This window comes from Microcystis sp. LE19-8.1F, from assembly GCF_027531715.1.
GTDB classification, from domain to species: domain Bacteria; phylum Cyanobacteriota; class Cyanobacteriia; order Cyanobacteriales; family Microcystaceae; genus Microcystis; species Microcystis wesenbergii_A.
This window is the reverse complement of record NZ_JAPZSO010000059.1, coordinates 1-15626: the sequence shown is the minus strand read 5'-3', so window position 1 is coordinate 15626 and position 15626 is coordinate 1. Positions and strand designations below refer to the sequence as shown.

The following is a 15626-nucleotide window of genomic DNA, read 5'->3' as shown; positions in this document are numbered from 1 at the left end:
CACCCCTACTATCAATCAACCCTACTATCAATCAACCCTACTATCAATCAACCCTACTATCAATCAACCCTACTATCAATCAACCCTACTATCAATCAACCCTACTATCAATCAACCCTACTATCAATCAACTCTACGCTTATTAAGGGGGGTGTCTGACAGTTTTTAACACCTAACTACTGAATAAAACAGGCCTGCGGGCCTGTTTTATTATTAGATTAAGAATAATTAAGCCTACCTAATCTCGCGGACTACCGGCTTACCGTCGATAATTTCACCGACGAGAATCAGATCAGCAACCCCGACAAATAAACCATTTTCTAAAACCCCCGGCATATTATTAATAGTTCTTTCCAAATCAGCCGGATCATCGATACTATCAAATTTAACATCGATAACTAAATTGCCTTGATCTGTCACCACGGGGCCGGCTTTTTTCACTCCCATGCGGAGGGAAGGTTTACCACCGAGGGCCTCCAATTTCAGCATCACCGGAGTCATGGCCATGGGTAACACTTCCACCGGCAAAAGAAAAGTCGATCCCAGCTTATCCACCAGCTTATTGCCATCCACTACCACGACGAAAATATCGGCGAGACTATCGACAATTTTCTCCTGAGTATGGGCAGCACCGCCACCTTTAATCAGGTTTTTCTGGGGATCCACCTCATCGGCCCCATCGATAGCGATATCCATCTTCACGATGACATCGAGGGTAGTGAGGGGAATTCCGTACTTCCTGGCCAAAACTTGCGCTTGAAAAGAAGTGGGAACCCCGACAATATTGCTGATTTCCCCGCTTTGCAGTCTAGCGCCCAGATATTCGATCGCGTAGGCCGTCGTTGAACCAGTTCCCAATCCCACGACTGAATTAGATTGAACTAGATTAGCGGCGGCCTTACCGACCTCCTGTTTCATGATAATGACCGGATCGATTGCTGTCATGATGCACACTCCTAAAAGCGATGTTTTGAACCTCTTAGTTATCGGTCATCCGTTGCCCTCTTGTCAATGGAATTAGGGGTTAGTGGCCTGAGCTGCTAACATTTCCTTGAGTTTAGCCAATTCATTGGCCCAACGGGGATCTGGCTGTAAAGCGTCACCATCGCTGGTAACTTTCGGGGCATTATTGCCACCCCGTTCAGCCTTGCGTTTTTTGCCGCCACCACCGCCACTGGATTTGCGCGGTGCTGCCGTCGTCGGTTTCGGAGTTGGTCTTTCGACTTTTTCTGGGGTTTCTACGCTGGCCTCCGGCCCTTCTGCTTCTTCTCCTTCTTCTTTACCTCCCTTGCTGCGGGGGAGAGCTTTCTCGATTTTGATCGGGTTTTCCATGAAGGATTGACCGTTGTATTTTTCGATAAACTGGTCGGCTAGTTCATCGCTAGGGACGGTAACGAAGGCAAAACCGCGACATTTGCCAGTTTTGCGGTCTTTGATGACTTTAGTAGTGATCGTATCCCCTTCATCGGCAAAAAGCGCCTGTAATTTTTCGCGCTCTACGGATTCTTTGGGCAAATTACCAACGTATAGACGAACGGACATGATGGATTCCTCCAAGTATAGGTTGATGTAAAAACTTGTGCGACATTCCGTGCCTGTATCCTGATTTTTTTAAGGCAAACAGAGCTAGGGAGAATTTTTCCCAGCGATAAGCTTGTAGTTTCTGCACGATAGCGGCTGTGGCCGTCAATTTCGACTATCCTTAACGATTTCAACGAGAGGGACGGAATCTAGGGGTTACGTTTTTTAGCTGTTAACAGGGCTAACCATTCAACTTACCCGATTTATGTCACTCTCTTCGATTATTACAGAATGTTTACACAATTTGTCAAATATTTTCTCTCGCTCCGGGCTGCCATGGAAAAAAATAAGTATAACTACTTAGGTATTTGTTCACAGTAAGCAAAATTTTATTAAAACTCTTGCTAAATGTATCATTATATGCTTCTTTGCTTTTGGCGGCGGGGTATCCTAGCTAACAGGAGGAAAAAAGCAAAACCCTCTTTACAGATACATTGACACTTTGTCAAGTATTTGTTACATTAGTTAAAGAAAAGAGGTGATACCAATCACCCATCTCGCTTGTTATCAACCACTGTCTTCATCGAGGAGGAACACCATGTCTCAACCGATCGAACTTTCCTTAGAACAACAGTTCAACATTCGTTCTTTTCAGACTCAGGTAGAAAAAATGAGTCAGGAGCAAGCGCAGGATTTCCTGATCAAGCTCTACGAACAAATGATGGTCAGAGAAAATATGTACAAAGCTTTTCTCAAACACCAGTGGGGTCTAGATTCTAATCCCTGGGCCCCCCAGTAACTCATTTCACCCCTGCGGGCGACCTCTTTCTCCGGCTGGGTTTCTGCGGAAACGAGCTAGGGATGCGGGGCGCATTTCTTCACCTTTTTAGCTATTCTTAGGGAAGAATAACCGAATTGCTAGGGGTTAATTTATGTTCGAGCGCGCTTTGATCTGTACAGATCTTTTCGATGGTCTCCATCGTCTTGTCCATTGTGTGCCACACTTAGCCCTGAGCGGCTTAAAACAAGTTATCTTCCTCCACAGTATTCCGGTTTGGGAACAACCCACCCTAGCTGCCGTAGATCAAGGAAAAATTGACGCGGCTAAAGAAAAATTATCCCCAGCTTTAGCAAATATTCCCGACGGTATGACAGTTAGTCTGGAAATCTCTAACCGTCGTCCCGTGGATGCCGTGCGGGAAATCCTCGCCCATCATTCTATCGACGTGATTTTGATGGGAAATCCCCGGCGCGGCGCTGTCCAAGAAAAATTATTCGGTAGTACCAGTTTAGCGATCGCAGGTATTACCGATATTCCGCTGCTGATTTTCCGACCGCAATTATTATCAGTTTATACTCACGATGAATTAGCCCTGCGCTGTCAGCATCTCTGGAAACATTTATTAATTCCCTACGATGGCAGTCCCGACGCGATTTATCTAATTGAACAGATGGAAAAATACGCTCAAACCCGCGCCCCTGGGTCTTTTGAGCAATGCCTCCTCGTCCGGGTAGTGGAAAATATCAGTCGCGATCCCGGTGTCACCGAATCTCGTTTAAATGATGCCCGTCGGGAATTAGAATCGGTGCAAGTGCGACTAGAAAAACTCGGTTTGCAAGTACAGAGCGAAGTGCGACAAGGAACACCTGTATTAGAAGTTTTGACGGCAGCAGAAGAAGATGATATCAGTGCGATCGCTGTGGCCACCTGCCATCGTTCCAATATGTTGGAATGGTTAGCCGTGCGTCGGATTAATGAAGATATTCTTCATCAACTGTGGTTCCCCTTATTATTTTTCTCACCGAAGGGATAAGCTAGAAAAAAGACCCTCTTGGTTTAGCTGGGTTGGATAAACCACAAAGGCACAAAGGACACAGAGAGGAAGACAGATTCGATCGCTAAAATCTATCACACAAACGACAAGAGAGCCGAAAATTTTTTGGGGAAAGTTAACTTAAGTAAGTAGTTATAATTAAATTAAAGATAGATTTTGCCTCTGATCTCCGCTGCCCCTCCTAGGGTTGATTCATAGTAGGGTTGATTCATAGCAGGGTTGATTCATAGTAGGGTTGATTCATAGTAGGGTTGATTCATAGTAGGGTTGATTCATGAATCAACCCTACCCAAACTCCTTGATAAGGTGGGGATCTGAAAACTTTTAACACCTACCTACTTAACTGCTCAATTAATCTGATAACTTTAGCCTTAATTTCATCGCGAACTCGGCGAAAAGTTTCGATGGGTTGACCATCGGGATCATCAATTAACCAATCCTCGAAAATTTCCTGTAAAACCCATCCTTCCGGCAGATTGACACCGCAACCACATAGGGATATAACGGCATCATAATCTTCGGGATTAAAATCCCTAATTGATTTAGAAGTTTGGTCAGTAATATCGATACCAATTTCCTGCATAACTTCGATTGCTCCGGGGTGAACTTTGGCCGCTTCTAATCCGGAACTTGTGACGGCAATTTTACCCGCGCCCAAAGTTTTAGCGAAACCTTCGGCGATTTGGGAACGACAGGAATTTTTTCTACAGGCAAACATGACTTTTTTCATGATTTTAACTCCTAGAAATTGATTTAATTAATAGCTTTATGGGCAATTGTGGCTATTTCTTGGGCGGCTTTTTCCTTCCTTTCACTATAGCGATCGGTCAGATAATCTACCTGATCCCGCAGGAGAATGGTAAACTTATAAAGTTCCTCCATCACATCAATAACCCGATCTCGATAGGGGGAATCTTTCATCGTGCCATCCTCGTGAAACTCCTGATAAGCTTTAGCCACAGAAGATTGATTAGGAATAGTAAACATTCGCATCCAACGACCAAGAATTCGCAAAGTATTAACCGCGTTAAAAGATTGGGAACCTCCGCTTACTTGCATGACTGCTAAGGTGCGGCCTTGGGTAGGTCTAACCGCACCAATACTTAAGGGAATCCAATCAATTTGGTTTTTGATGATGCCACTAATATTGCCGTGAAGTTCGGGAGATGACCAGACTTGACCCTCAGACCATTGACTTAATTCTCGTAATTCTTGCACCTTGGCATGAGTATCGGGAACACTGCCATAAATCGGCAATTCACGGGGATCAAAAAAGCGCACTTCTGCCCCAAATTCAGTGATAATTCTGGCCGCTTCTTCTGCTAATAAACGACTGTAGGAACGTTCCCGCAAAGAACCATACAGAAAAAGAATTCTCGGTTTGTGAGTCGATTGGATCATGGTGAATAATTATTTATAAGAACTCAAGCAACGAGGATCGAGAAGGGTGGCTTTTTCTGGATCTCTGGGAAACCAAAAGGCGGTTTTTTTACAGAATTCTACCAACATTAACATCACAGGTACTTCAATCAATACCCCCACTACTGTCGCTAAAGCAGCCCCCGAATTCAATCCGAATAACATCACCGCAGTGGCGATCGCTACCTCAAAATGATTACTAGCACCAATTAAAGCAGCGGGAGCGGCATCTTCGTAAACTAAATTGAGTTTGAGAGCGGCCACATAACTAAGAAAAAAAATCAGATTAGTTTGAATAAAGAGGGGAATAGCAATCAGGAAAATATGCAGGGGATTACTGACGATTAAATCGCCTTTGAAAGCAAAGAGGAGGATTAAGGTTAACAATAAGGCAGTGATTGCCACAGGACTGAGATAGTGAAGAAAACGCGATTCAAACCAGGCCCGTCCTTTATGTTTAAAAATCCAGTGACGGCTATAGATACCAGCAATAAGCGGTAAACCAACGTAGATTAACACAGAAAAAACAATGGTCTGCCAAGGGACTACAAAATTATTAGCCGCCAGTAACCATTTACCTAGAGGAGCGTAGAGAAAAAGCATCGCTAGGGAATTGACTGCTACCATAATTAGGGTATGACCCTGGTTACTGTAAGAAAGATAGCCCCACATCAAGACCATGGCCGTACAGGGTGCAATTCCTAGTAAAATAGCTCCAGCAGTGTAGGAACTAGCTAAACTTACCGTCTGTCCTCGGATAATCTCCGTTTGACTCAACCAAGGCAGAAACAGCCAGCCGAGAAAAAATTGAGCCAGCGCCACCATGGTAAAGGGTTTGATCAGCCAATTAACCACTAAAGTTAAAATAACTGGTTTGGGAGTACGGGCAGCCCGAAGAGCCTGAGAAAAGTCGATCTTAACCATGATCGGATACATCATGAAGAAAAGACAGATGGCGATCGGAATAGAAACGTTATAGATACTCATGGCATCTAAAGTCTGCGCTACGTCCGGAAATAACCGACCGAGGGCAATTCCCGCCAAAATACAGAAAATAACCCAAAGGGTAAGATATTTTTCAAAAACACTAAGGCTACCACCAGCTTTGGCGGCTTTAGGATTGATTTGATTAGTCATCGCACAAAGGTGGAAAGGGAATAATGGGAGATTGGGCAACCCATCTTTATTATTTCAAAAAAAGTTGATATGTCAAGGGTAAAAGCCATTTATAAAGCTTTAATATTTCTAAAAATCTTGATTGGTTACTGATTTTCCTCACAGAAACGAGCGGGGACGAGGGCGGCAAAACGACGATATTCCGATAGATATTCTTCTAGGAGAAGAAATTGAGATAGATTCAGGCTGTAGTAGATCCAACGACCCTCTTGACGACTACGGACTAAATTGGCTTCTTTTAGCGTTTTTAGGTGAAAAGATAGTTTAGATTGGGCGATATCGAGATGGTCGCGCAGTTCACAGACGCATAATTCCTGATGTCGCAACAGTTGCAGAATTTGCAGTCGCAGGGGGTCAGAGAGTGCCTGAAAACCAGTATAAATCTGGGTTAACGAGTCGGGAGATGTGGCCAGAGAGTTGAACATTGAGATTGCCCCTAGTGGGAAGGAAATAGGAAAGCGGGAAAATTCAGAATTGCAACAAAACTTTATGTATTTTTGTATCGAATCAGGAAAACCGGCGAATCATCCCCTGTATGATAGACAATGGTTTTGACCAGATTAGCCCTTAAAATCATTGTAGACAGGTTAGGAGACATCATGGAATTATTTGCGGCTCTCAATTTAGAACCCATTTTTCAACTCACCTTCGTGGCGCTAATCATGTTAGCTGGCCCCTTTGTCATTTTCCTACTAGCTTTTCGTGGTGGCGACCTATAAAAACCGCCTCCCCCCATTGTTATTCGTGCTTTTTTGACTTCTCTCCTCTTTAGGGAGAGATTTTTTGTCTAAAAGACAGGATCTTGATCGGAAAAGCTATAAGCAAAAATTATTTATTGACTCCAGAAACTTGAGAATATTTAAATTAACATTCCGCAATATTTACAAATTCTTAAAAATTAATTGAGAAATATTTTTATTTAACAACGATGTTACAATGGTTACAGCGATTTTACTGAATTTCATAATCGGTTTTTCTGTGCTTTTTTGGACAGCAACGCTTGAAACCCTTACCACAGCTAGAAGGTAATCCTAATTAAGACAGGTAAATGAGTCAATTTCACCCACAACGATGATCTTTTTTTTGTGTAGTTTTGTTGCAAAAAAAAAGTTTTTTTGACAAAAAGCACAAAGTGTGCTGCTGTCAACGGACTTCGTGGGTGTTGAGGGGAGAGAGGAGCGGGGGTGTGGGGAGAATAAAGCTGCCTTTTGCCTCCTGCCTCCTGCCTTTTGCCTTTTGCCTCCTGATTATTGATTACTGATCACTGATCACTAATTACTGATTGGGTGTCACCTTATCAATAACCTTGAGAGTGCCGTCATCCTTAACAGTCCAGACATCGTAACTACCGACCACATCGCCATTTTCATCGATATCCACATTGCCACTGGCCCCCTGATAGTTAATATCCTCGCCTTTGCGAATCATTTCCATGGCTTGACAAGCATCGGTTACTTCCGTCCCCGGACCGTTAGCCACCTCACGAATCTTGCTTTGAATCCCTTCACCTGTGTTAGATTTAGCCGCCTCGGCTGCTAACATCAATAAAATCGCCGCATCCCAAGTATGGGGAACAAAAGCGGTGACATCCTTGCCGGTTTTTTCTTTCCAGAGAGTCGTAAAAGCGCTTAAAGCTTGACCGTCGGCCCCAGGGACCGTGCCTAGGGCGCCAGCAATAATTGACTTACCATCGGTTCCTTTCCCCACCTGTTGGGTGAAATCTTCCGAATAAACCCCATCGGTGAGGAGGACGGTAACTCCTTTGGTCAATCCCTGTTTATAGGCCGCTTGTAGTAATAAACTGCCCGTTTCAGCGTAAAGGACTGCCGCTACAGCATCCGGTTGGTTAGCGAAGGCAGCCGCCGCTTCACTATCGAGAGTGGCAGCTTTCGGGTCATAACGGACGGGATTTTGCTTATTAGTGATAGTGCCGCCTAATTTATCGAAAGCGCTCACGAATTCCCGTTCAAATCCGACTCCGTAATCGTTATTGATCACGACGGTTCCCACATTTTGAAAACCCTTTTTCTTAGCTAGGGCCGCTAAAGCTTGAGCTTGGTAGGTGTCTGGGGGAGCCGTCCGCGCCCAAAAACCTTTAAAATCGCCTTTTTTCGCCCTGTCAGTAAATACAGGACTGGTGCTACCCGGAGAGACTAACATAACTGTATTTCTCACCGCCACATCGACGGCTGCTCCTGAGACGCTACTGGCAAAGGAACCGATCACACCGGCTACTTTATCCACCTCCGCTAGTTTCGTCATCGCTGAAGCACCGGCGGCGGGGTCGGTTTGGTCATCTTCTTTCACGAGGGTGACGGGTTTGCCATTGACTCCACCACAGGCATTGATAGTCTCCACCGCTAGGGCGGCTGCTTCGGGCATATTTTGACCAATAGCGGCTAAATCTCCGGTAATGGGCAGTAAGGCCCCTAATTTTAAGCCTTGATCACTGGGGCCAGTGGTGGTGGGACTAGAGGCAGTGTTATCTGGGGTTTTGGCATTATTACAAGCGGTTAAAAAATTAGCTAAGAGGCTGATGCTCAGGGTTAGGGCTAGGGGCGATCGAATATATCTCTGCATGGCAGTAAAATCAAGGATGAGTCAAGGTTGCAAGACTGAAAGGCCCGGACTGGGAAAATTCTAATCGATGTTAGCATTCTCTTAAAATCAAACAGGTTTCCATCTTAATTAGATATTGATGGAAAAAATGGCTAATTTGTTCGATCTATGCCGTCGGGTGTGGGGAAGTGGGGAAGTTTTTTCAGTGTTGCCAAAGGCACGGCGTAGCCGTCCAGTAAACAGTAAACTGAAAACGGTTCTTTTTGTTTGTGTTAGGCAATAAACAGGGCTATAAGGGATAAAACCCTTATATATAAAGACATTGATGCGATCTTTGTCAATTGTTTTCCCACTCTAACGAACTAATCAATTAAGTCTCTTGCCAGATAAGGATTTAGTCGATTTATGCCACCCGATCGAACTATACCAAGTAACGAAGAATCCTGAAAACTCGCATCTGATAACTGGTAACTGATAACTGGTAACTGATAACTGAAAACCCCACTTAGGAAGCTTTGGCTAAAATGGTCTTCTGGTTTAAAAACTGAATCGCCGTTTGGTATTGACTATCTTTTTCGGTGCCGATTTCCTGATATGTGATCGGTTCCTGTGCCACCACTTGATCGGGCATAATTCCTAACTTATGAATATCATGGTGGCCGGGAGTTTCATATTTCGCCACGGTAATCGCTAATCCTGCCCCATCGGGTAACTCGAATAGGGACTGAATTAATCCCTTACCGAAAGTCTTTTCTCCCACTAAAACCCCTCGTTGATTGTCCTGTAATGCTCCAGCTAAAATCTCGCTGGCGCTGGCGGTTCCCTGATTGACTAAAACGACTAGAGGCGCATCGGTTAAAGCATTGCCAGCAGCGGCAAAACTGTCGGCAATTCCCTCACGATTAACCGTGTAAACAATCGTTCCCTGATTAATCCACATCCGGGCGATTTCTATACCCGCTTGCAGTAAACCACCGGGGTTATTTCTTAGATCTAAAATATAACCCTTGGCTCCTTGTTTTTGTAGGTTCGTCACTGCTTCCGAGACTTCTTTGGCAGCGTTAGCACTAAATTGATTTAAGCGCACATAACCGATGGGCAAGGAACTAGAATTTTTATCCAAAACCGCTACCACTGGACTTAAAGAAATGCGTTGACGGGTTAAAGATAGGGTTTTTGGTTGACTTTTTTGATCGGGAAGAATCACTAAGGAAACTTCTGTTCCGGGGGTCCCACGCATTTTGGCCGCCGCTGCATCGAGAGTTAAAGTAGTGGTATCGATGCCATCAATAAACAAAATGCGATCGTGGCTAGTCAAACCAGCAGCCTCAGCAGGAGAACCGGCAAGGGGGGCAACCACTTCTAAGTAACCATTGTCGGGATTGATATTAATTTGCAGTCCTACCCCCGATAATTCCCCCGTGGTGCTAATTTGTAGGTTATGGTATTGATCCGGTCGCAAGAGACGGGTAAAAGGTTCATCGAGAGTGGCTAACATCTGTTCGATCGCATTATAGGCCGCCGTCCGATCGTTGAGGGGTTTTTTGATGAATTGTTCCCGCACCTGCCACCAGTTTTGATGATTAAAGGTGTCATCATAATAAGATTGGTTGACTAATCGCCAAGATTGTAGTAGTAATTTTTGTTCTTCGCTAAAGGCGGCTGCTGTGGGTGTCCATGCCATCCAAGTCAGACAAAACCAAAATCCCACCAATAATCCCACCCACAACGATTTTTTTCTCATCTTGCTTCTCTTATAAATCCAGTGCTGATCTGCTGATTATTCTCAGTATAGTCTTTTCTCTGAAATCGATTCTTATCTGGTAACTCTTTCCCTTGAAGGCATTCCCATAAAAAAGAGGGTAGTTATGGTTAACTACCCCAAAAAATTCTACTAGATCGGCGCTATTAAGCGATCGCTTAATTGTTCAGCCACTAGACAGCCACAACTTTTTTGCTGACTTGGGTTAATTGCCCTTTAGCATATTTGGCTGCGTAGTCATCGAGGGACATTTGTTTGATTTTGCTGGCGTTACCGGCGGTACCAAATTGTTGATAGCGATCGGCACAAACTTTCTGCATATAGGTGATCGAGGGTTTCAGGAAGAAACGGGGATCAAACTCTTTCGGGTTGCTGAATAGTGCTTCCCGAACTGCGGCGGTAATTGCTAAACGGCAGTCGGTGTCGATATTGATTTTACGCACACCACTCTTGATGCCTTTTTGGATTTCTTCCACGGGAACACCGTAGGTTTCAGGGATAGCGCCACCGAATTGGTTGATTAATTCGAGGAGATCTTCAGGAACTGAGGAAGAACCGTGCATGACCAAGTGAGTATTGGGTAAGCGGCTGTGAATTTCTTCAATGCGGCTAATAGCGAGAATTTCGCCGGTGGGTTTGCGGGTAAATTTGTAAGCGCCGTGGCTAGTACCAATAGCTACTGCTAAAGCATCTACTTGGGTTCTTTCGACGAAATCCACCGCTTCATCGGGATCGGTTAACAGCATCGAGTGATCTAATTCTCCCTCAAAACCGTGGCCATCTTCCGCTTCTCCTTTACCGGTTTCTAAGGAACCTAAACAACCGAGTTCTCCTTCCACACTAGCACCGATCGAGTGGGCAACTTTTACTACTTCAGCAGTAACGTTAACGTTGTACTCGTAGGTGGCGGGAGTTTTAGCATCCGCTTCTAAGGAACCATCCATCATGACACTGGTGAAACCGTTACGGATCGCCGAGTAGCAGGTGGCGGGTTCATTACCGTGATCTTGGTGCATCACGATGGGGATATGAGGATAGGTTTCCACCGCGGCGGTGATCAAGTGACGCAGGAAGTTTTCCCCTGCATATTTGCGCGCACCGCGAGAAGCTTGTAGGATAACGGGGCTATCGGTGGCTGCCGCCGCTTGCATGATCGCTTGGATCTGCTCCATATTATTTACGTTAAAAGCGGGGATGCCATATCCGTTCTCAGCCGCGTGATCCAACAATAACCGCATGGGGACGAGTGCCATATCCTTTACTCCTTAATCTATTTCTTGTTTTTTGTCTCTTTAAATTCAAGAAAGTTAATTCTCTTACCTGTTAATCTTAAGATAGTTTTTACACTTTGACGATCCCCAAAAAAAATTTTTCCCAGTTTCGTCCTAAGATGACCACAATCTCCGTTGCGCTGGTCCCTTAAGTAGTTCGTGTGTATCAAATAGCAGCCGGGGAATCGGCAATTTTTCCGGGCAGCGAGGTAAACAATCGCCGCATTCAGTACAATTATTCGCCTTGCGTCCGGGGAACCAATGACCGGCATTTTCCAGCATTCGATAGCGATACTGGCCAAAATCGTTCATTTCGTAAGCTACGGCCAGATTCCGCAGTCTCAACACTTCGGGGATATTAATATTTTCAGGACAGGGTAAACATTGATAACATTGGCTACATAAATCTGTAGCCAATTTATCGGTTAAATGTGTCTCTAAACGCTTAAAAACGGCAATTTCTGCCGCATCTAGGGGCTGATCTTCTTCGCATACGTTGATAATTGCCTCTAATTCCTCTGGTATCGCTGCCCCGACGCTGAGGGTAGTAATGCGCGGATCGCTCAATAAAAAGCGATAATTTAGCTCTAGGGGTGAAAAAGGGGCGCATAATTCCTCTAGCTTCTTAGGAGGTCTGTGGAGACCACCTCCCTTATCAGCAGGGGAAATAATAAACACACCCATGTCCTTTGCTCTGGCTAAAGCGATCGCCGGTTGCTGTCTTTGCCAAAAAAAATAGTAATGGATATTGACAAAAGCGAAGAAATCTGTATTGATCGTCTCCAGAATAATTTCTAGGGGTGCATGGGTAGAAAAGCCAATATGACCGATTTTTCCAGCCTCTTGGGCCATAAAAACGGCTTTCATGCAGCCTTGCGGGTCTTTAATCCAGTTTAAATGCTCGCGGGTGTTAATACCGTGAATTGCTAGACAATCGAGGTAATTTAATTGTAATCGTTCTAGGGATTCGGCGATCGCTTTTTCCATAGTTTGGCGATCGGGAGTGGGAACCAATTTCGTGGTCAGATAAACCCGCTCCCGCACCCCTTGACGCTGCAGGTAGCGACCGAGAAAAACTTCGCTATTACCGTAACCTCTGGCCGTTTCTAGGTGATTAATCCCCAATTCTAAGGCGCGATCAACTGTTGCAGTAAACACCGACTCTGAGGACAAACAGCGCATTGTCCCCAGGGAAAACAGCGAAAATTGCCAATTAGTACGGCCAAATCGTCGATAACGCATTGATTCAGTTATCAGTTATCAGTTAGAAGCTTTTGAAGGCAAGAGGCAACAGGCAAGAGGCAAAAGACAGAATCTGACAATTCTCCTACCTAAAAAGAAGGTTAGAAACTAAGCACATCAAAGCTTTTAGCTTAACCAATTAGGTCTTAGATTCGGCCCTTGTTATCAGTTACCAGTTAGAAGGTATTGGGGGATGGGGTGATGGGGTGATGGGTGTGGGGTGTGGGGAGCGCCGGAGATGGGAGATCCGGAGAATAAATAAAAATAATCTCCTGACTACTGACTCCTATCTCCTATCTCCTGACTACTGACTCCTATCTCCTGACTCCTATCTCCTGACTCCTATCTCCTGACTCCTATCTCCTGACTCCTATCTCCTGAATTTTCACTGATCACTAAAATCACCGCGACGTTGGATTAGGTCTGAGGGGCTAAGATTGGAGACGAAATTGCGAAAAGCTTGACGTTCCTGCTCATCCGCGTCACGATCGACAGGGATAGAAGCGGAAGCGATCACTTCTTCCATTACCCAGACAGGACTGTTGGTACGCAGGGCAATGGCGATCGCATCACTGGGACGACAATCGATTTCTTTTTTGACTTCGCCGCGCTGGAGACAGAGAACAGCATAAAAAGTATTATCTTGGAGAGAATGGATGATAATCTTTTCTAAATCCATGTCCCAAGCTTTAAAAATATTAACGATCAAATCGTGGGTGAGAGGACGAGGGGGTTTTTGTTGTTCGAGGACGGTCATAATGGCCTTAGCCTGATCTTGTCCGATGTAGATAGGTAGGGCGCGACGCTCGGAACCATCCTTCAGCAGTACAATGGGACTGCGAGTGATAGCGTCTAGGGCAATTCCAGCGACTTTCATTTCGATCATGACTAATGGCTTCTCCAAGATAGAGATTCAGCTAGGGAAGGAGTGGGAAAGCAACCTGAATAATATAGTGCTTCGCTACACTCACAGTATGCCCTAAGATGGCAGAGATTAGCCTCATCTTTAATGAAAAAAATACATCAGCTGCCGTCAGGCTTGAATCAGTGATCAGTGATCAGTAATCAGTAATCAGTGATCAGTGATCAGTAATCAGTAATCAGTGATCAGTATTCTCCGAGTCGGGAGTCAGTATTCTCCGAGTCAGTATTCTCCGAGTCAGTATTCAGGAGATTGCTTTTATTTATTCTCCGGCGCTCCCATCTCCGGCGTTCCCCACACCCCACACCCCACACCCCACACCCCACACCCCATCACCCCACACCCCATCACCCCATCACCCCACTTCCCACTTCCACATCTGCCCATCTAAATTACTTAATTTGTGCTATGATAATAGTTTTGGGATAAATTTAAATAGGAGCAGACTGTCTGTATGTCTCGTTATAGAGGACCGCGCTTGCGCGTTGTGCGTCGTTTAGGGGAATTACCCGGCTTAACCCGTAAAAATGCCCGTCGTGCCTATGCACCCGGGCAACATGGCCAGGCCCGCAAAAAACGTTCAGAATATGCCATTCGTCTAGAAGAAAAACAAAAACTGCGTTTTAACTATGGTGTCAGCGAGAAACAATTAATTCGCTATGTCCGCAAAGCTCGCCGGGCTACCGGTTCCACCGGTCAGGTGCTGCTGCAACTCTTAGAAATGCGTCTGGACAATACTGTTTTCCGTCTCGGTATGGCCGGGACAATTCCGGGGGCGCGACAATTAGTCAATCACGGTCACGTCACTGTTAACGGTAGAGTTGTGGATATTGCCAGTTATCAGTGCCGTCCGGGTGATGTGATTGGAGTTAGAAATCAAGAGCGTTCCCAGGATCTCGTCAAAAGAAATATGGAATACCCCGGTTTAGCCAACCTGCCGAGTCATTTGGAATTTGACAAAAACACCCTCGTGGGCAAAGTGAATGGCGTTGTGGAAAGAGAATGGATTGCCCTCTCGATTAATGAACTGTTAGTAGTGGAATACTACTCTCGGAAAGTCTAGGAAAAAAGCCTTTTCCAGATACCTTGAGGACGCAATTGGCAGCGTCCTTATTTTATTCGCTAAATTTAGTATTTTTGATTGTATATAGGGCTGGCTGAATATCAGTGTAACCCTTGCTATAAAAGGGTTTTGCTACTTTTTTAGTCAAAAAAGTGCCAGAAACAAACGTTGAGAAATCGAAATAATTGTGCCTCCCTACTTAGAAGCTGTTTGAAAAGTTAAAGGAATGCCTAACCAGCTTGAGATTTAGGCTTTAATCGTCGAACCATTAAATGTACCATAGCAGCAAGTGCGAAACGTTTAGGCATGAAATAGGGAGCCAAATGCCTGAAATAACCGGCTAGTAAGGTATTCAGTCCCCCGACTGAATCTAAAAGGTCAACCCTGACCAACCTTATAACTGTTTATATGTCCCGACATTTAGTATCACCCGATACCAAACTAGGCAAGGGGACTCAAGGTCAATACACTTGTAATAAATCTCTACAAGTTGAGAGTAACGGCGATAGCCACCCCCAATCTCAGAAATCACAACTCTGGGATTGAAGCGGGGAACGGAAGGCCACAGAGGTGTAACCTAACACCAGAAACGAGACCACTGCCAACCATCCAAGATTAGGCGTGAGCCGAATGTCCGACTTGAACCATCGTAAATGCTAAGCAGTGAAATAGGTTGACACACTGCGTTCAAAGAACAAGGGGAAAAGTAAAAGACTAGACTTGTTGCTCCCATAAGAAAAAGCCGAATGAATTGTTTTGTGAGAAGTTCAGCTGGCTTCTCCTTTTAATTAATGCTTATGCTGCCGCACCCATAAAAATTCCATAATCCACAAGCCGTTAAGATTAATTGAGCATC

General features: G+C 44.9%; 16 protein-coding genes. 4 read left to right on the top strand and 12 right to left on the bottom strand.

What is annotated here, in order from left to right; genetic code table 11:
- Nucleotides 1-234: 234 nt before the first annotated feature.
- Both rpiA and O9334_RS06285 read right to left on the bottom strand, forming a co-directional pair.
- Nucleotides 235-945 (bottom strand): ribose-5-phosphate isomerase RpiA, encoded by a 711-nt coding sequence (gene rpiA, locus O9334_RS06290; RefSeq protein ID WP_002800674.1) that lies wholly within the window; start codon nt 943-945, stop codon nt 235-237.
- A 72-nt stretch (nt 946-1017) separates the two neighbouring features.
- Nucleotides 1018-1542 carry an RNA recognition motif domain-containing protein gene (locus O9334_RS06285; RefSeq protein ID WP_045358614.1) on the bottom strand — a complete coding sequence of 175 codons (525 nt, stop codon included), beginning with the start codon at nt 1540-1542 and terminating at the stop codon, nt 1018-1020.
- Nucleotides 1543-2119: 577 nt separating this feature from the next.
- Here O9334_RS06285 and O9334_RS06280 point away from each other — a divergent pair.
- Together O9334_RS06280 and O9334_RS06275 are read left to right on the top strand one after the other, a co-directional pair.
- Nucleotides 2120-2320, top strand: a complete 201-nt coding sequence (locus O9334_RS06280; protein ID WP_002739006.1) for an NblA/ycf18 family protein — start codon at nt 2120-2122, stop codon at nt 2318-2320.
- 133 nt (nt 2321-2453) lie between these two features.
- Nucleotides 2454-3335 carry a universal stress protein gene (locus O9334_RS06275; RefSeq protein ID WP_287999683.1) on the top strand — a complete coding sequence of 294 codons (882 nt, stop codon included), beginning with the start codon at nt 2454-2456 and terminating at the stop codon, nt 3333-3335.
- A gap of 352 nt (nt 3336-3687) precedes the next feature.
- Here O9334_RS06275 and arsC read toward each other — a convergent pair whose 3' ends face one another.
- The 4 genes from arsC to O9334_RS06255 form a co-directional block, all read right to left on the bottom strand.
- Nucleotides 3688-4086 carry an arsenate reductase, glutathione/glutaredoxin type gene (gene arsC / locus O9334_RS06270; protein WP_045358616.1) on the bottom strand — a complete coding sequence of 133 codons (399 nt, stop codon included), beginning with the start codon at nt 4084-4086 and terminating at the stop codon, nt 3688-3690.
- A 23-nt stretch (nt 4087-4109) separates the two neighbouring features.
- Nucleotides 4110-4757, bottom strand: a complete 648-nt coding sequence (gene arsH / locus O9334_RS06265; RefSeq protein ID WP_287999682.1) for an arsenical resistance protein ArsH — start codon at nt 4755-4757, stop codon at nt 4110-4112.
- Nucleotides 4758-4766: 9 nt separating this feature from the next.
- Nucleotides 4767-5912, bottom strand: a complete 1146-nt coding sequence (gene arsB / locus O9334_RS06260; protein WP_045358618.1) for an ACR3 family arsenite efflux transporter — start codon at nt 5910-5912, stop codon at nt 4767-4769.
- Nucleotides 5913-6037: 125 nt separating this feature from the next.
- Entirely contained in the window at nt 6038-6376 is a 339-nt protein-coding gene (locus tag O9334_RS06255) for an ArsR/SmtB family transcription factor (protein WP_002802329.1), read from the bottom strand.
- 174 nt (nt 6377-6550) lie between these two features.
- Between O9334_RS06255 and psb30 the strand changes: the two genes are divergently transcribed.
- Nucleotides 6551-6670, top strand: a complete 120-nt coding sequence (psb30, locus tag O9334_RS06250; RefSeq protein WP_002736367.1) for a photosystem II reaction center protein Ycf12/Psb30 — start codon at nt 6551-6553, stop codon at nt 6668-6670.
- Nucleotides 6671-7226: 556 nt separating this feature from the next.
- On the opposite strand, the gene O9334_RS06245 is transcribed toward psb30, so the two are convergent.
- From O9334_RS06245 to O9334_RS06220, 6 genes are all read right to left on the bottom strand, one after another.
- Nucleotides 7227-8531, bottom strand: coding sequence for an ABC transporter substrate-binding protein (locus tag O9334_RS06245; RefSeq protein WP_287999681.1), 1305 nt, complete (start codon nt 8529-8531; stop codon nt 7227-7229).
- 484 nt (nt 8532-9015) lie between these two features.
- Nucleotides 9016-10254 carry a carboxyl-terminal processing protease CtpA gene (gene ctpA, locus O9334_RS06240; RefSeq protein ID WP_287999680.1) on the bottom strand — a complete coding sequence of 413 codons (1239 nt, stop codon included), beginning with the start codon at nt 10252-10254 and terminating at the stop codon, nt 9016-9018.
- A gap of 191 nt (nt 10255-10445) precedes the next feature.
- On the bottom strand, nt 10446-11525 hold the full coding sequence (gene fba, locus O9334_RS06235; protein WP_045358622.1) for a class II fructose-bisphosphate aldolase: 1080 nt from the start codon (nt 11523-11525) through the stop codon (nt 10446-10448).
- Between the two features lie 132 nt (nt 11526-11657).
- Complete coding sequence (locus O9334_RS06230) at nt 11658-12785, bottom strand: aldo/keto reductase (RefSeq protein ID WP_287999679.1); 1128 nt, start codon at nt 12783-12785, stop codon at nt 11658-11660.
- 385 nt (nt 12786-13170) lie between these two features.
- Nucleotides 13171-13671, bottom strand: coding sequence for a bifunctional nuclease family protein (locus O9334_RS06225; RefSeq protein WP_045358624.1), 501 nt, complete (start codon nt 13669-13671; stop codon nt 13171-13173).
- A 294-nt stretch (nt 13672-13965) separates the two neighbouring features.
- The gene (locus O9334_RS06220; RefSeq protein WP_274518335.1) at nt 13966-14094 is read right to left on the bottom strand and encodes a hypothetical protein; all 129 of its coding nucleotides are present in this window, start codon (nt 14092-14094) and stop codon (nt 13966-13968) included.
- 67 nt (nt 14095-14161) lie between these two features.
- On the opposite strand from O9334_RS06220, the gene rpsD reads away from it, so the two are divergent.
- A complete protein-coding gene (gene rpsD / locus O9334_RS06215; protein ID WP_002798058.1) occupies nt 14162-14770 on the top strand; it encodes a 30S ribosomal protein S4 in 609 nt (202 codons plus the stop codon).
- Nucleotides 14771-15626 lie beyond the last annotated feature (856 nt).

Excerpts from the sequence above, each read along its gene's own strand:
- rpiA (WP_002800674.1), bottom strand. The coding sequence starts at position 945 with ATGACAGCAATCGATCCGGTCATTATCATGAAACAGGAGGTCGGTAAG.
- O9334_RS06285 (WP_045358614.1), bottom strand. The coding sequence starts at position 1,542 with ATGTCCGTTCGTCTATACGTTGGTAATTTGCCCAAAGAATCCGTAGAG.
- O9334_RS06280 (WP_002739006.1), top strand. The coding sequence starts at position 2,120 with ATGTCTCAACCGATCGAACTTTCCTTAGAACAACAGTTCAACATTCGT.
- O9334_RS06275 (WP_287999683.1), top strand. The coding sequence starts at position 2,454 with ATGTTCGAGCGCGCTTTGATCTGTACAGATCTTTTCGATGGTCTCCAT.
- arsC (WP_045358616.1), bottom strand. The coding sequence starts at position 4,086 with ATGAAAAAAGTCATGTTTGCCTGTAGAAAAAATTCCTGTCGTTCCCAA.
- arsH (WP_287999682.1), bottom strand. The coding sequence starts at position 4,757 with ATGATCCAATCGACTCACAAACCGAGAATTCTTTTTCTGTATGGTTCT.
- arsB (WP_045358618.1), bottom strand. The coding sequence starts at position 5,912 with ATGACTAATCAAATCAATCCTAAAGCCGCCAAAGCTGGTGGTAGCCTT.
- O9334_RS06255 (WP_002802329.1), bottom strand. The coding sequence starts at position 6,376 with ATGTTCAACTCTCTGGCCACATCTCCCGACTCGTTAACCCAGATTTAT.
- psb30 (WP_002736367.1), top strand. The coding sequence starts at position 6,551 with ATGGAATTATTTGCGGCTCTCAATTTAGAACCCATTTTTCAACTCACC.
- O9334_RS06245 (WP_287999681.1), bottom strand. The coding sequence starts at position 8,531 with ATGCAGAGATATATTCGATCGCCCCTAGCCCTAACCCTGAGCATCAGC.
- ctpA (WP_287999680.1), bottom strand. The coding sequence starts at position 10,254 with ATGAGAAAAAAATCGTTGTGGGTGGGATTATTGGTGGGATTTTGGTTT.
- fba (WP_045358622.1), bottom strand. The coding sequence starts at position 11,525 with ATGGCACTCGTCCCCATGCGGTTATTGTTGGATCACGCGGCTGAGAAC.
- O9334_RS06230 (WP_287999679.1), bottom strand. The coding sequence starts at position 12,785 with ATGCGTTATCGACGATTTGGCCGTACTAATTGGCAATTTTCGCTGTTT.
- O9334_RS06225 (WP_045358624.1), bottom strand. The coding sequence starts at position 13,671 with ATGATCGAAATGAAAGTCGCTGGAATTGCCCTAGACGCTATCACTCGC.
- O9334_RS06220 (WP_274518335.1), bottom strand. The coding sequence starts at position 14,094 with ATGGGCAGATGTGGAAGTGGGAAGTGGGGTGATGGGGTGATGGGGTGT.
- rpsD (WP_002798058.1), top strand. The coding sequence starts at position 14,162 with ATGTCTCGTTATAGAGGACCGCGCTTGCGCGTTGTGCGTCGTTTAGGG.